This window comes from Bradyrhizobium quebecense (genome assembly GCF_013373795.3).
GTDB lineage: Bacteria > Pseudomonadota > Alphaproteobacteria > Rhizobiales > Xanthobacteraceae > Bradyrhizobium > Bradyrhizobium quebecense.
Window position 1 is genome coordinate 2,566,000 of record NZ_CP088022.1, and the last position, 15,132, is coordinate 2,581,131.

The 15,132-nt window shown below is 65.0% G+C and carries 14 protein-coding genes; 8 read left to right on the forward strand and 6 right to left on the reverse strand.

What is annotated here, in order from left to right; genetic code table 11:
- Position 1 precedes the first annotated feature (1 nt).
- From HU230_RS12220 to HU230_RS12230, 3 genes are all read left to right on the forward strand, one after another.
- Complete coding sequence (locus tag HU230_RS12220) at positions 2 to 847, forward strand: phosphatase PAP2 family protein (protein WP_176531453.1); 846 nt, start codon at positions 2 to 4, stop codon at positions 845 to 847.
- Between the two features lie 67 nt (positions 848 to 914).
- Positions 915 to 1,691: a glycosyltransferase family 2 protein gene (locus HU230_RS12225; protein ID WP_420840856.1), complete on the forward strand. Its 777-nt coding sequence runs from the start codon at positions 915 to 917 to the stop codon at positions 1,689 to 1,691.
- A complete protein-coding gene (locus HU230_RS12230; protein WP_092114520.1) occupies positions 1,691 to 2,029 on the forward strand; it encodes a lipid-A-disaccharide synthase N-terminal domain-containing protein in 339 nt (112 codons plus the stop codon). The genes HU230_RS12225 and HU230_RS12230 overlap by 1 nt, the downstream gene beginning before the upstream one ends.
- Here HU230_RS12230 and HU230_RS12235 read toward each other — a convergent pair whose 3' ends face one another.
- Positions 2,030 to 3,715 carry a Na/Pi cotransporter family protein gene (locus HU230_RS12235; RefSeq protein ID WP_176531452.1) on the reverse strand — a complete coding sequence of 562 codons (1,686 nt, stop codon included), beginning with the start codon at positions 3,713 to 3,715 and terminating at the stop codon, positions 2,030 to 2,032.
- A 290-nt stretch (positions 3,716 to 4,005) separates the two neighbouring features.
- On the opposite strand from HU230_RS12235, the gene HU230_RS12240 reads away from it, so the two are divergent.
- The gene (locus HU230_RS12240) at positions 4,006 to 4,251 is read left to right on the forward strand and encodes a PilZ domain-containing protein (RefSeq protein ID WP_021079298.1); all 246 of its coding nucleotides are present in this window, start codon (positions 4,006 to 4,008) and stop codon (positions 4,249 to 4,251) included.
- Between the two features lie 139 nt (positions 4,252 to 4,390).
- Positions 4,391 to 5,215 carry a tetratricopeptide repeat protein gene (locus HU230_RS12245; protein ID WP_224924433.1) on the forward strand — a complete coding sequence of 275 codons (825 nt, stop codon included), beginning with the start codon at positions 4,391 to 4,393 and terminating at the stop codon, positions 5,213 to 5,215.
- A 27-nt stretch (positions 5,216 to 5,242) separates the two neighbouring features.
- On the opposite strand, the gene HU230_RS12250 is transcribed toward HU230_RS12245, so the two are convergent.
- The 5 genes from HU230_RS12250 to metC all read right to left on the reverse strand — a co-directional run bounded on the left by HU230_RS12250 (position 5,243) and on the right by metC (position 11,038).
- Positions 5,243 to 6,511 carry a CpaE/TadZ family protein gene (locus HU230_RS12250; protein ID WP_176531451.1) on the reverse strand — a complete coding sequence of 423 codons (1,269 nt, stop codon included), beginning with the start codon at positions 6,509 to 6,511 and terminating at the stop codon, positions 5,243 to 5,245.
- Positions 6,508 to 7,251 (reverse strand): CpaD family pilus assembly protein, encoded by a 744-nt coding sequence (locus tag HU230_RS12255; RefSeq protein ID WP_420840857.1) that lies wholly within the window; start codon positions 7,249 to 7,251, stop codon positions 6,508 to 6,510. Before HU230_RS12255 ends, HU230_RS12250 begins: the two co-directional genes overlap by 4 nt.
- A gap of 24 nt (positions 7,252 to 7,275) precedes the next feature.
- Positions 7,276 to 8,742, reverse strand: coding sequence for a type II and III secretion system protein family protein (locus HU230_RS12260; protein ID WP_176531449.1), 1,467 nt, complete (start codon positions 8,740 to 8,742; stop codon positions 7,276 to 7,278).
- A gap of 13 nt (positions 8,743 to 8,755) precedes the next feature.
- Positions 8,756 to 9,559, reverse strand: a complete 804-nt coding sequence (gene cpaB / locus HU230_RS12265) for a Flp pilus assembly protein CpaB (protein WP_176531448.1) — start codon at positions 9,557 to 9,559, stop codon at positions 8,756 to 8,758.
- A 282-nt stretch (positions 9,560 to 9,841) separates the two neighbouring features.
- Positions 9,842 to 11,038 (reverse strand): cystathionine beta-lyase, encoded by a 1,197-nt coding sequence (gene metC, locus HU230_RS12270; protein ID WP_176531447.1) that lies wholly within the window; start codon positions 11,036 to 11,038, stop codon positions 9,842 to 9,844.
- A 329-nt stretch (positions 11,039 to 11,367) separates the two neighbouring features.
- Here metC and HU230_RS12275 point away from each other — a divergent pair, with 329 nt between their 5' ends.
- Genes HU230_RS12275 through HU230_RS12285 form a run of 3 tightly spaced genes read left to right on the forward strand, consistent with a single transcriptional unit; the run spans position 11,368 to position 15,131 of the window.
- The gene (locus HU230_RS12275) at positions 11,368 to 12,384 is read left to right on the forward strand and encodes an amino acid ABC transporter substrate-binding protein (RefSeq protein ID WP_176531446.1); all 1,017 of its coding nucleotides are present in this window, start codon (positions 11,368 to 11,370) and stop codon (positions 12,382 to 12,384) included.
- Positions 12,385 to 12,408: 24 nt separating this feature from the next.
- A complete protein-coding gene (locus HU230_RS12280; protein ID WP_176531445.1) occupies positions 12,409 to 13,614 on the forward strand; it encodes an amino acid ABC transporter permease in 1,206 nt (401 codons plus the stop codon).
- Positions 13,611 to 15,131: an amino acid ABC transporter permease gene (locus HU230_RS12285; RefSeq protein ID WP_176531444.1), complete on the forward strand. Its 1,521-nt coding sequence runs from the start codon at positions 13,611 to 13,613 to the stop codon at positions 15,129 to 15,131. The genes HU230_RS12280 and HU230_RS12285 overlap by 4 nt, the downstream gene beginning before the upstream one ends.
- Position 15,132 lies beyond the last annotated feature (1 nt).

The window sequence follows — 15,132 nt, forward strand, 5'->3', positions numbered from 1 at the left end:
CATGGCGGCGCCGCCAGCCACCGCGGAATCCGCCAACTATTTCGGACGATTGCTGACGCTGGTCTGGCTATCCTTCGCCCAGCTCGTGCGTGCACCGTCGCATTCGCGCCGGGCCGAGGCGGCGCGACGCTCCGCGCGCCACGCACTCCTGCTCGTCGTCGTCGTTGGCGCCGTCATCATCACGCTGATGTATGCGGTCGATGTCGCCGAGATCAGCCTGATGCCGCCACGCGGCACGCCGGGTCTCTGGTGGGTGAAGATACTCACCGATTTCGGCAAGGACGAGTATGTGCTGTGCGCGCTTGGCCTGCTGCTGATTGCGGTCGCCTTGGCGGCACCTGCGCTGCGCGGTGTGCCGCGCGCGACACTGCTCGGCCTCGGAACGAGGCTGCAATACCTGTTCCTGTCGGTCATGTTGTCGGTGGCGGTCGGTGAGCTGATCAAATGGATCGTCGGCCGCGGGCGGCCTTTTGTCGGCGGCAAGGCCAACGCGTTCAACTTCCAGCATTTCGCCGGCACCGAGGCCTATTCGAGCTTTCCGTCGGGACATTCGATCACCGCGCTTGCGCTGGCTTTCGCCGTGTCGGCGGTATGGCCACGCGCACGGGTCGCGATGCTGGTCTATGCGCTGATCATCGTCGCGACGCGGCTAGTGCTGCTGGCCCATCATCCGAGCGACGTGGTGGCCGGCGCGCTGGTCGGCGTGATCGGCGCAATGGCCGTGCGCTACTGGTTCGCCGCCCGCCGCCTTGGTTTCGCCATTGATCGCGATGGCACCGTGTTGGCGCTGTCAGGACCGTCGGAAGGGCGCCTTAAAAGGGTTGCGAGGAACGCCTTCGCCCCATAAAAGCGGTCGCCCGATGGCCGGATCGGGCGGGTTCCAGCCGCTGCCAACACCAACCACGAGTGCCGATTTGCCTGCTTCCGACCAGACGCCGGTCGCCGTTTCCATCGTAGTGCCTGTGCGCAACGAGGCGGACAATATCGCGCCGCTGATCGCCGAGATCGCGGCGGCGCTCGACGGCCACTGGGCCTACGAGATCGTCTACGTCAATGACGGCTCGACCGACGCCACCGGCGAACGGCTGAGCGCGATCATGGCGCAGCGGCCCAATCTCCGGCAGCTTCGCCACGCAGTCTCCTCGGGCCAGTCGGCAGCCGTGCGCAGCGGCGTGCGCGCCGCGCGCGGGGCGATCGTGGCAACGCTTGACGGCGACGGCCAGAACGATCCGGCCTTCCTGCCCAACCTGATCGCGGCGGTCGAGAGCGGCAATGGCCGGGTTGGCCTCGCTGCGGGCCAGCGCGTCGGGCGCAAGGACACCGGCTTCAAGAAGCTGCAATCGCGGATCGCCAACGCCGTGCGTGGCATCATCCTGCGCGACGGCACCCGCGACACCGGATGCGGCCTGAAGGCGTTTCCGCGCGAGGTGTTTCTGGCGATGCCCTATTTCGACGGGCTGCATCGTTTCCTTCCGGCGCTGGTCCGCCGCGAGGGGCTCGCGATCGCCTATGTCGACGTCGTCGACCGCCCGCGCCATTCCGGCGTGTCGAATTATGGATTCTTCGACCGGCTCTGGATCGGGATCATGGATCTCGGTGGCGTGTGGTGGCTGATCCGCCGCAAGAAGCCGACGCCGGTCGTCACTGAAGTGACACGCACTGAAGTGCCTGATGTGACCGAGGTGAAGTGATGCTGATTCAGTTCGGCCAGGCGCTCAGCGCCTATTTCTACGAAGTGTTCATCGCCAAGTTCGACTTCTGGCTGGCGTTCGGCCTGATCGCGCAATTGTTCTTCACTGCGCGCTTCCTGGTGCAGTGGATTTCCAGCGAGCGCGCTGGCCAGAGCGTGGTGCCGATGGCGTTCTGGTTCTTCTCGATGGGCGGCGGTTTGATGACGCTGATCTACGGGTTCGCCAAACGCGAGCCTGTCATCATCATCGGGCAGGGCCTCGCGACGCTGATCTACATCCGTAACATCATGCTGATCGTGAAGAACCGCGGCAAGGCGTCGAAGACGCTCGACAGCTGATCAGCGGCCGGCCACCGGCGCAGCAACGTCGGTCGTCTCCGCGGTGCTCTCGCGATCGGCCGCGGTCTCGCCGGCGGCGTCGAGCACGGGATAGGCGACCGAGCAGATGTGCGAATGGATGCGGCGAAGGTCGCGCAACACGTCGAGATGCAGCGAGGTGGTCTCGATGGTCTCGGGCCGGCCTTCGCGCAGGCGCTCCAGATGGCGCTCGACGGCGGCAAGCTCGGCCGCGCGCAGCGCCGCCTTCTCGGTGAGCAGCTTGCGCGCCTCGGCGGCATCGCCCGACATGAACACGCCGAACGCGAGCCGCAGCGAGTCGATCGTGCGCTTGTGGAACGCCGACAATTCCTCGGCGCCTTCGGCCGAGAATTGGAGGCGATGCTTGATCTTCTTGGTCGCGAGCTCGCTCAGATTCTTGTCGATGATGTCGCCGATATGCTCGAGATTGATCGCGAATGCGACGATCTCCATAGCGCGCTGACCTTCGCGCTCGTCCAGGCTGCCGCGGGTAAGCTTCGTGACGTAAAGCTTGATCGCCTCGTTCAGCCGGTCGACGGTGTTGTCCATCTTCGACACCTGGTCGACCATTGCGCGATCGTTGGTCAGCATCGCCGTCATCACCTTGCGCAACATGGCCTCGGTGTGGTCGCCCATATGCAGCACCTCGCGCGCGGCATCGGCCAGCGCGAGTGACGGCGTCTCCAGCGCGCTCTCGTCGAGATAGCGTGGCCGTGACGGATCGGTCTCCTGCGCCCGCTTGGGCAACAGGCGCTCGAGCAGACGCGCCATCTGGTCGAGCACGCCGATGAACAGCAGCGCGGTTGCAATGTTGAAGGCAATGTGGAACAGCGCGGTCGCCTTGGCGAGATCGGGCTGCCAGGCGTAAATATGCTCGGTGATCGGGCGCAGGAACGGCGCCACCAGCAGGATGCCGACGATACGGTTGACGAGGTTGCCGACCGGCAGCCGGTAGCTCGCCGGATTGTCGCGCCGCGCCCCCTCCATCAACGGATTGACGGCGCTGCCGAGGTTGGCGCCGAGCACAAGCGCGAACGCGGCATAGGGCGAGATGAACTGGGAGTAGGCCAGCGACATCACCAGCAGCACGCTGGCGACGCTGGAATGGACCAGCCAGGTCACGACCGCGCCGATCAGGATGCAGAGCACGGGATCGCCGGTGATCGCGTTCAGGAATACGCGCACGCCCGGGGCATTCTCGGCCGGCGCCATCGTATCGAGCAGGATATGCAGCGCGAGCAGCATCAAGCCGAGGCCGATCGAGACGCGGCCGAGATCCTTGATCCGGGAGCGCGGCCCGCTGCGGAATGCGACGAGGCCGACAATGAACAGCACCGGCGCCACGGCGGCGACGTTGAACGACAGCACCTGCACGATCAGCGTGGTGCCGATATTGGCGCCGAGCATGATCGCAAGCGCCGGCACCAGGCTGACGATCTCCTCGGCGGCGAAGGAACTGGTGATCAGGGCGGTTGCGGTCGAGCTCTGGAGCAGGGCAGTCAGGCCAAGGCCGGCGCCAAGCGCGGTGAAGCGGTTTTTCAGCGCCCGGGCCAGCAACAGCCGCAAATCGGGCCCGAAGGCCCGCAGAATCCCGCTGTGGACCATATGCAGGCCCCACAGCAGGAGCGCGACGCCCCCCATCAGATCAAGCAGAACAAGACTTCCCATACTTCCTGGATATCCCGGCAAATTCGAGTCGAAGGGGTCACGCTATCGCCAAATGACCTGGGATCACCCCCTTTTTGTTCCCGTTGGAACCGGCTTGTCGGAAGAGCCGGTAACGAGCGCGGCCGCCAAATGAGGCACTGAGGCCACTGGAGCCGGTAAACGAATCTCGAACATGACCGCTCAATTGCGATTGGTTCCGCTAGGCAGTTTCCAATCTTTCCCCGTTATGACGGTGGGAACGAGAAGCTGTCCAGCCGAGAAGCTATCCAGAAAAGGGCTTGGGGATCAGGATGTTTGTCAATCGCCGCAAGAGCGAACGCCGTGAGTGCCGGAGCGTCGCCAAAATTCAGTTGGGCACAGGGTCGTTGCCACGCGACTGCATGATCACCGATATCTCGGCCGGCGGCGTCAAGGTGATCGCTGAATATCTGGAGATTCCGCCGGAATTCACCATCATCCTGTCGAGCGGCAGTCCGCGTCAGTGCCGCCTGGCCTGGCGGATCGGGCACGAATTCGGCGCCCAGTTCGTCGACTGATCCAGCCGCCAGGCTGGCGGTTCGCGTCGTGTCCGGCACCGCTTCTGGGCCGGATGACGGCGAGATGATGGCATCCTTAACCGGAACTTAGGGTTAAGCTGTGAGCATCCCGGAACCTTCGCTGTTCCGAGTCTCCTTGATGTCTGACAAACTGCCCCGACCTTCAGGCCGCATGCACCGTCTCGCCGGCTCGGCATCTGCCGCGCTCCTGCTGATCGGGCTGTCCGCCTGTCAGACCTCAGGTCCGTCCGACATCACTGGGTCATTGGGCGATACGGCGGAATCCACGCCGGCCCCAGCCGACCCGCGGCGCGACATCGCGACCTATCACGAGCGCGTCCGCGCGAACCCCAAGGACACCGACTCCGCGCTGAAATACGCCCGGGCGCTGCGTGCCACCGGCCAGCGGGCGCAGGCGGTCGCGGTCATGGAGCAGGCGGTGCTGGCGCAGCCCAGCAACAAGGCGCTGCTCGCCGGCTACGGACGGGCGCTCGCCGACAACGGCAATTTCCAGCAGGCATTCGACGTGCTCGGGCGCGCCCACACCCCGGAAGACCCGGACTGGCGCATCCTGTCGGCGCAGGGTGCCGTGCTCGATCAGCTCGAGCGCCACGACGAGGCCCGCCAATATTACGCGAGCGCCCTGAAGATCGTGCCTGACGATCCATCGGTGCTCTCCAATCTCGGCCTGTCCTATCTGCTGTCGAAAGATCTGCCGAAGGCCGAGGAAACGCTGCGCCGGGCCCGGGATCGCGCGCCCGACGACATGCGGGTGCGCACCAATCTCGCCGTCGTGGTCGGCCTGCAGGGCCGCCAGGCCGAGGCTGAGACCATCATGAAGGCCGATCTGCCGCCCGATCAGGGATCAGCCAATGTCACCGCGCTGAAGCGGCTGTTGACGCGCAGGGATGCGAGCCGCAGCGATGCGGACAAGATCCCGGTCGCGGCCAGCCGCCGAGACTAGAGCGTTTTCACGCGAAAGTCCGGAAGGCTAGCCGGCGGCGCGGCGTCCATCGCTTCGACGCGATTGCAGCTTCCTGAGGATCGGCGACAGGAACGACTCGCGCGTCTCGGCGAGATCGGGGCGGCCGGTCAGGCGTTGCGCGATCTGCAGGAAGGTTTTTGTGGTGCGGTGACGCGCGGAGACTTCCGCGATCATCTGACCGTTGTTGGCGGCTTCACCGAACAACCTGCAATCGAACGGGATGGTCGCGATCGGCTGGCTCTCGATCGTCTTGGCGAAGTCCTTGACCTCGATCTCGGGGCGCTTCGACATGCCGACCTGGTTCAGGCAATAGAGCGGCGGGCGGTCGTTCGGACGTGCGGTCCGCAACAGGTTCATCATGTTCTTGGTGTTGCGCATGTTGGCGAGGTCTGGCTCGGCGACGATCAGGATATCGTCGGCGCCGACCAGCACGCGTTTGGTCCAGGCGGTCCATTGATGGGGAACGTCGAGCACGATGCAGGACGTGGTCATGCGCATCGTATCGAAGATGGCATCGAATGCTTCGGCGCCGAAATCGTAGACCTGGTCGAGCGTGGCCGGTGCCGCCAGCAGGCTCAGGTGATCGCCGCATTTTGCCAGCAGGCGCTCCATGAAAGCACTATCCGGGCGCTCGGGCGAGAACACGGCGTTGGCGATACCCTGTGTCGGATCCTGGTTGTAATCGAGGCCCGCGGTACCGAAGGCGAGGTCGAGATCGACCACGACCGAATCCAGCCCGAGGTCGCGCGCGATGGTCCAGGCGATATTGTGAGCAATGGTCGAGGCGCCGACCCCGCCCTTGGCGCCCGCGACCGCGATCAGACGGCCCACAGAGACTGCCTCCGAGGAGGAGAACAGGCCGCAGATCGAGCGCACGACGTCGAGCACCTTGACCGGCCCGATGACGTAGTCGTTGACGCCGCGCCGGACCAATTCGCGATATGGTGCAGTCTCGCCGGGCGTGCCGAGCACGACGACGCGGGTGCCGGGATCGCAGACCGTGGCGAGTTCGTCGAGACCGGCAAGCAAATCAATGTCCGGCTCGGTCTCCAGCATGATGACGTTGGGCGTCGGCGCCTTGTGATAGGCGTCGATGGCGGCAGCGATGCCGCCCATATGGACGGAGAGGTGGGCCTTGGCGAGCCGGCGGTCTTCGGCGGCGGCGCGCGCCGTCGTGGCGGTCGCGACGCTGGCGCAGAACGCCTGCACGGAAATCCGTGGCGCCGGCGCGATGTGGTCGTTGACGTGCTGTGGCTCGTCTTGTTGTTCGGTCATTTCCCGGCGTCGCTCAGCTTGGCTCTATCGGCTTCAGGGTAGGTGGTCGCGGTCGACTCACCCTTGCCGTACTTCTGGAACGCGACCGACCGGCGCGGCGTGTAGGCTGCGGTTTCGGTCCGCGGCTGCACGAGGTCGGACGGATTGGCGACCATCGCAGCCAAATTGCTCTGCGTGGCGCAGCCGAAATTGTCCCACTGCTTGTTCTCGTTGTAACTGGGATTGTAGATCGACGGACCAAGGTCGGCCGGCCACACGCCGCAGGGCCCGGCGACCGCGGCCATCTTCGGATAGCTGATGCGAATGGTCGGTAGCGCGCGCGGATCGTCGACGCGATAGGAACGCCGCGTGATCGCGTGGGCGGGCACGCCCATCGACGCCAGCATGCCGCGGATCTCCTGGTACACCGCCTGCGCCGAGCGCGCATTCGTGGTACCGGCCGGGACGTCGATTGCGATTGCGCCGGTGCCTTCGCGGCGCCAGGTGCGAGCCAGTCCCATGACGTCGTCGCGTTGCGTTTCGGTGAGATTGCCGCGGGCGCGGCCCACGAACACGACGATTGACTGCTCGCCCTCGGTGACGGCGATCGGATGCCGCTGCCGGTAGTCGTCGGGCACCGTGCCGGTCGTAATATTATCGCCGGTCAGATTGCAGCCGCCAAGCGCGATCGCGGTGGCGAGAAGGGCGCCGGACAGCGACAGCATCCTCGCATGACCGGCTCGTGTTTTGCGTGTCATCATGGCATCCCCCATCCCTTCAGCGCGTCAGTCGATGATGAAGCCGAAATTGACCGGCGTGGCGCCGATCGGCTCGGCACGGGCGGCAACGCCGTAGATGCGATTGACGCGCGCCAGCAGCGCCGACTGCGCGTCGGAGGCCGGGGCGAACCCGTCATCGGGACGCGACAATTCCTTCTGCGCAACGGCGCGCACAACATAGGGCGTCACGATGACCATGAGCTCGGTCTCGTTGTTGACGAAGTCCTGGCTCCTGAACAGCTGTCCGAGCACCGGGATCTGATCGACACCGGGCATTCCGTTGATGGCCTGCTTGGTCTGTTCCTGGATCAATCCCGCCATCGCGATCGAGCCGCCGGAGGGCACTTCCAGCGTGGTGTCGGCGCGGCGGGTCTTGATCGAGGGAATGGTCGTGCCGCCCTGGCCGCCGGTCAACGCGTTGTCCATCGAGACTTCGGAAACCTCGGTCATCACCTTCAGGCTGATGCGCCCCTCGGACAGCACCACCGGGGTGAAGTTGAGCGAGATGCCGAACTTCTTGAAGCTGACGGTCTGGACGCAATTCCCGATCGTGCCTGTCGACGAGGTCTGACAGGTGACGCCGGTCGGAATGGGAAACTCGCCGCCTGACACGAAGGTCGCGGACTCGCCGGAGATCGCCGTAAGGTTGGGCTCGGCCAGCGTCTTCACCACGCCCGCGCTCTCCATCGCGCGCAGCGTCGCGGTGACAGTCGGCACGCCGAGCTTGTTCAGGGCCGCGCCGGTCAGCACGTTGTTGGCGAGCGGTCCGTTGTTGGCGGTGAAGGCGTTGGTGTTGTTGAAGACGACCGCAGCGGTACCATAGTTCATGTTGGCACTGAGATCGACGCCGAGCTGCTTGACGACGTCCCGGCGCACTTCGGCGACGGTGACCTTCAGCATCACCTGGTCGCGGCCGCGCACCACGATGGAGTTGACGACCTCGTCGGCGCCGCCGACCAGCTTGGCTGCGATGTCGCCGGCCTGCTGGGCCTCGACCGGGCTTGCCACCGTGCCGGTCAGCACCACGCTCTCACCGACGCCCTCGATCTGGACGCCCGGCAGCATCTGCTTCAGCGCGGCACGCATGCCGTTGAGATCACGCTTGATCGCGATGTCGTAGGAGGCGACCTGGTTGCCGTCGGCGTCGAAGAACACCACGTTGGTCTGGCCGACCGCCGCGCCGATGATATAGGCGCGCTGCGCCGAGCGGATCACGGCGTTGGCGATCTTGGGATCGGCGACCAGGACGTCCTTGGCTTCGCGCGGCAGGTCGACCACCACCGACTTGCCGACGCCGAGCGAGACGAAGCGCGTCTTGGCGGCGATGCTGCTCGTCACCGCGACGTCCGCGTTCTTGTCGGGATCGGTCGCGCTGGCGAGGGCAGGGATCAGCATCAGGGCGGTGACCGCCGAGAATGACAGCGAGCGGACCAGTGTGGCCCGCGTTGCCAGTTGTTTTGCACCAATTGTCATATCGAAGCCCCCATCACTTCTGTGTCGTCTGAGAGCTCGGGATGCCGAAACGCACCACCCGGATGCTCTCGCCCCGCTTCGGGGCATGGTCTGTGGTCTCGTCGGTCTTCTCGTTGACGTCGGCGATGCTGCGCAGCGCCAGCGCCAGCGTGCCGCTCTGCCGTGCCCGCGCGAGCGTCTCGGCCTGTTCGGGCTTGAGCTCGAGGGTCACGGTCTTGCCTATGAGGGAGTTGTTGCCGTCCTTCTCTTTCGGCGCCTGGTCGATCGCCAGCACGCGGACGTTGGACAGCAAGATTTCGGTGGTGACGATGTCGCGGCTGCCCTGTTGCTGATCGGGATTCTTGTCGCGTCGCGACAGGATCACGTCGACGCGGTCGTTGGGCAGGATGAAGCCGCCGGCGCCGGTCTCCGGCGAGATTTCCGTGGAGATCGCGCGCATGCCGGTGGGCAGGATCGCGGCCATGAAGCCGCTGCCATTGGCCTTGACCAGTTTCTGCTCGCGGATCGGCTCGCCGACGATGAAGGGAGCGCGTGCGATCGAGCCGATGACGTCGTTCATGGCGTCGGCATTGGTGTCGTGGCGGATGAACGCGCTGCTCGCGGTTTCGGCCGGCCAGCGCTGCCATTGCACGTCTTCAGGCTTGACCGACTGACCGAGCCCGATGTCGGACTTCGCCACCAGCACCTCGACGGTAGGCAGCTGTACCACTGGCGGCGCGACCGGCGCCGGTTTGCGATCGCCAACGCTCGCGAGATACATGGCCGCGAGGCCTGCGACGCCGGCGATGCCGAGGACCACGATGCGTGCCGTCTTCATGCGATTGTCTGAATGCCCTTAACGCAGGGCAGTCACGTCCTTGCGGCACTGACAGCCCTTCCCGGGAGCATCATTACGGCCGCAAAAGTATAAGGGAACTTGATGGAAGGTCCGGACAATTAAGGGATTGGTGGGGATGGTGAACGGCGAGTTATCGGCGCCGTCGCATCTCCGCAGAATCCCGGAGATCGTGCGTGCGCAACGCGTGCGACGTTGGTCGCAACGCGGCGTCTTGGCCGGTCGTGGTTAATGTCGCCTAACGCGCTAGCCGGCGTGGAAAGATCAGAGCGCGGCCTTCAACGCGGCAAAACCGCGATCGAGATCGGCCTTGAGGTCGTCGAGATTTTCGAGCCCGATATGCAGCCGCAGCGTCGGGCCACCCGGCGACCATTCGGTCGCGCTGCGATAGCCGCTGCAGTCGAACGGGATGGCGAGGCTTTCGAAGCCGCCCCAGGAAAAGCCCATGCCGAACAGCGTGAGCGCGTTGAGCATCGCGTCGACCGCGGTCTGCGGCACAGGCTTCAGCACGATGCTGAACAGGCCGGAGGCGCCGGTGAAGTCGCGCTTCCAGATCGCATGCCCGGGATCGGTCTCAAGGCCGGGGTGCAGCACACGAGCGACTTCGGGCCGCGCGCCAAGCCACCGCGCGATCTCGAGCCCGGAGCGGTGGTGCTGCGCCAGCCGCACCGACAGCGTTCGGACCCCGCGCAGCGCGAGATAGACGTCGTCCGGGCCGGCGCAGACGCCGAGCAGGCGGATCGCCTCCTGCACCAGCGGCCAGGCCTTTGCATTGGCCGAGATGGTGCCGAACATGATGTCGGAGTGGCCACCGATATACTTCGTGCCGGCCTGCATGCTGATGTCGACGCCCTGTTCGAGCGAGCGGTGATAGAGCGCTGTCGCCCAGGTGTTGTCGTCGATCATGATCGCGCCGCGGGCATGCGCCACGGCCGAGATCGCGCGGACGTCGGGCATCTCGAAGGATTGCGAACCGGGCGCCTCGACCAGCACCGCGCGGGTGTTCGGCTTGAACAACGTCTCGATGCCGGCGCCGATCAGCGGATCGAAGTAGCTGGTCTCGATGCCGTAGCGCTTCAGCATGTTGTCACAGAAATTGCGGGTCGGCCGATAGGCGTTGTCGCACACCAGCAGGTGATCGCCGGCCTTCAGCACGGCGAGCAGCGTGGTGCTGATCGCGGCGAGGCCCGACGGGGCGAGGCCGACGCCGGCGCATTGCGGGCCCTCCAGCGCCATCAGCACGTCCTGCAGCGCCCGCGTGGTCGGGCTGCCGTGGCGGCCATAGGTAAATTCGGCGCGATGGGCGTGGAGGTCCTCCGCGGTCGGATAGAGCACGGTCGAGCCGTGAAACACCGGCGGATTGACGAAGCCCTTCTGGGCCTTGGTGTCGCGGCCGGCCGTGACCAGGCGGGTCGCGGCGTCGTGCGGGCGGGAGGGCATGGAGCCGTCGGAGGAGGTCATGGTGTGCTGCCGTTGGATTTTAGACTTTTTGCCGCAGCCAGACCGCGTCGGGAAGACAGGGCCACGCCGGGAGGTGTTACTAACAAGAGGTAGAAGACGTGCGTCAACCCCTTGACCCGGCTCGTCAGTCGCTATGTGATGCGCCGCAACTACCAGTCGCCGCACGTTGAGGGGCCTGCCGCGACCTACGATCCGTTGCCTGGCCGGTTTGCACGTCAAACTGACTGTCAGATCAGCATCTTTTGCTGCAGGGGATCATTGGGATGGCCCGTGAACGCGAGGCGATCACAAAGCAAAACGTCCAACGGACGACCCTGAAAGGCCTACCCATGAAACGCGTATCCCTGGCTGTCCTCCTTGCCGCTGCCGCTGCTTTGTCGGTCCAGTCCGCCTCGGCGCAAACCCTCAAGACGGTCAAGGACCGGGGCCAGCTGTCCTGCGGCGTCAGCCAGGGCCTGCCTGGCTTTTCATCACCGGACGACAAGGGGAACTGGACCGGGATCGACGTCGACGTGTGCCGGGCCATTGCCGCCGTGGTGCTCGACGACCCGACCAAGGTCAAGTTCGTGCCGCTGTCGGCCAAGGATCGCTTTACCGCGCTGCAATCCGGCGAGATCGACGTGCTGTCGCGCAACACCACCTGGACGGTGTCGCGCGACACCTCGCTCGGCGCCAATTTCACCGGCGTGACCTATTATGACGGGCAGGGCTTCATGGTGAAGAAGTCGCTCAAGGTCAATTCGGCGCTCGAACTGAACAGCGCGTCGGTCTGCGTGCAGACCGGCACCACGACGGAGCAGAACCTCGCCGACTTCTTCAAAGGCAACAACATGAAGTACGAGGTGATCGCATTCGGCAGCATCGACGAAGCCGTCAAAGCCTATGAGTCCGGACGCTGCGACGTCTTCACCGACGACGCCTCCGGGCTCTATGCCAGCCGTCTGAAGCTCGCGAACCCCGCCGATCACATCGTGCTCCCGGAAATCATTTCCAAGGAGCCGCTGGGACCGATGGTGCGCCACGGCGACGACCAGTGGTTCGACATCGTGAAGTGGACGCTGTTTGCGATGATCAATGCCGAGGAGCTTGGCATCACCCAGAAGAATGTCGACACGATGCTCAAATCGGACAAGCCGGAGATGAAGCGGGTGCTCGGCACCGACGGCAATCTGGGTGAGCAGCTCGGCCTGACCAAGGATTGGGTCGTGCGCATCGTCAAGGCGGTCGGCAATTACGGCGAGACCTTCGAGCGCAATGTCGGCACCGGCTCGCCGCTCGGCATCGCCCGTGGCGTCAACAATCTCTGGAACAAGGGCGGGATCCAGTACGCGCCGCCGATCCGCTGATCGGTCCGGCCAACGGCTGCCGCGATGAGCATCGCGCCCCGCAAACCACCGCTGCAATTTGCCCTCAGGCTGAAGCGTGCGCTTGGCGGCAAGACCGGCTGGAACGGATTGGCCGCCCAGATTGCCTTCGCCGCGATCCTGGCCTGGATCGCCTATGAGATCGTGGCGAATGCGCGGACGAACCTGGAGACCCAGCACATTGCGTCGGGCTTCGGCTTCCTCAATTACAATGCGGGCTTTGACGTCAATCAGAGCCTGATCGCCTACAACAACTCTGACACCTACTGGCGGGTGTTCTTCGTCGGCTTGTTGAACACGATCCTGGTCTCGGTGATCGGCATTGTCTTTGCCACCGTGATCGGCTTCGTCGTGGCGCTCTGCCGGTTGTCGCCGAACTGGCTGCTGTCGCGGATCGGCGGCATCTACGTCGAGATCGTCAGGAACTTGCCGGTCCTGTTCCAGATCCTGTTCTGGTACCTCGCTGTGCTCGCGGCGCTGCCGGCCCCGCGGCAGAGCGTCTCGATCCTCGGTACGTTCTTCCTCAACAATCGCGGCCTGATCGTGCCGCTGCCGGTCAGTGAGCCCGGCCTCTATCCGTTCCTGGCCGCGCTCGCGGTCGGCATCGTCGTGGCGCTGGGCTTGCGGCACCACGCGCGGCGCGCCCTGTTCCAGCGCGGGCAGATGATCCGGATCTGGCCCTATGTGCTGGGTTGCCTGATAGGTCTGCCGCTGGTCTCCATGCTGATCTTCGGCTGGCCGTTGAAGTTCGAGCTGCCGCAGCTGAAAGGCTTCAACTTCGCCGGCGGCGCGCGGGTCATCCCCGAATTCGTCGCGCTGACGGTCGCGTTGTCGACCTACACGGCGGCCTTCATCGCCGAGATCGTCCGCGCCGGCGTCATGTCGGTCCACAAGGGACAGATGGAGGCAGGCTCGTCGCTCGGCCTCAGCCGCGCCGCGACGCTGCGCCTGATCGTGGTGCCGCAGGCGATGCGGGTCATCGTGCCGCCGCTGACCAGCCAGTACCTCAATCTCACCAAGAATTCGTCGCTGGCGGTGGCGATCGGCTATCCGGACCTTGTCTCGGTGTTTGCCGGCACCGCGGTGAGCCAGACCGGGCAGGCGATCGAGATCATCGCCATGACGATGGGCGTCTACCTGCTGCTCTCGCTCGCGACGAGCGCGCTGATGAGCGTCTATGGCTGGCGCATCAACCGGAGCATGGCGGCATGACCGATCTGTCCGCCCCGTCCTTTGTCCGGCAGGATCTGGTCGCCGAGCGTGCGGCGCCGGCCAACACCACCGGCTTCATCGGCTTAGTACGAACGCGGCTGCTGAATTCGCCGGGCAACATCCTGCTCACGATCCTCGGGCTCCTGCTGGCCTGGTACATCGTTGTCCCGACGATCAAGTTCCTGCTGGTCGACGCGGTCTGGGCCGGCAAGGATCGCACCGCTTGCCTCGCCGAAAAGGCGGGGCACGAGGTCGGTGCCTGCTGGCCCTATATTGAGGCCAAGCTGACGCAGCTGATCTATGGCTTCTATCCGGAAGCGCAGCGCTGGCGGGTCAATCTGACCTATGGGCTCGGCGCCGCGTTGTTGCTGCCGCTGCTAATGCCGCGCCTGCCGGCCAAGGGCATCAACTCCGGCCTGTTTTTCTTCGCATTTCCGGTGGTGGCGTTCTTCCTGCTGCATGGCGGCGGCATCGCGGGCTTCGGCGTGAGCTGGACCGCCGGCGTGTTGCAGCTGTTCGAGCAGAGCGTTGGCGGCGCCGGCGATCTGCTGGTCAATCTCAGCAAGAGCTCGGCGATCGCCCCGCTGCCTTGGGCACTGGGCAAGGTGCTTGTCCTGGTCGGCTTTCTGATCCATTGGCTGATCTTTCCGCTGACCTGGCTGCGCGACCAGTTGCAGCTCTCGTCGCTGCCGGTCTGGGGCGACTTCCTGGTCACTGCCGTGATCGTCTCCGCCGTGCTGTTTGTGCTCGGAGGCGGCATGCGGACCGGCCGCAGAGCGCTGATCGGCAGCCTGCTGACGTTTGCCGGGATAGCCGTTGGCATCAAGCTGATGGGGCTCGATCGCGGCGGCTTTCCCATCGTCGACACGCGACTGTGGGGCGGGCTCCTGGTGACGCTGGTGATCGCGATCACCGGCATCGTTGCCTCGATGCCGATCGGGATTGCGCTTGCGCTCGGCCGTCGCTCCAGCATCCCGCTGATCCGGATATTCTCGATCGCCTTCATCGAATTCTGGCGCGGCGTGCCGCTGATCACGGTGCTGTTCTTCGCGACCTACATGCTGCCGCTGTTCGTGCCGGGCAATTTCGCCGTCGACGGCCTGTTGCGTGCCCTGATCGGCGTGGCGATCTTTACCGGCGCCTATATGGCCGAGGTGATCAGGGGCGGGTTAGCCGCGGTGGCGCGCGGGCAGGCGGAGGCCGCATCGGCGCTCGGCCTGTCCTGGTGGAAGACGACGTCGCTGATTGTGCTGCCGCAGGCGCTGCGCTACGTCATTCCCGGCATCGTCAACAGCTTCATCTCGCTGTTCAAGGATACCTCGCTGGTGTCGATCGTGGCGCTGTTCGATCTATTGGGTTCCCTGCGGGCATCGTTCTCCGACCCGAACTGGTCGACGCCGACGACGGCCTTTACCGGCTTCGCCTTTGCGGGAATGATCTATTTCGTGTTCTGCTTTGGAATGTCGCGCTACTCGCTGTTCGTCGAACATCGGCTCAACGCTCACCGCCGCCACTGAA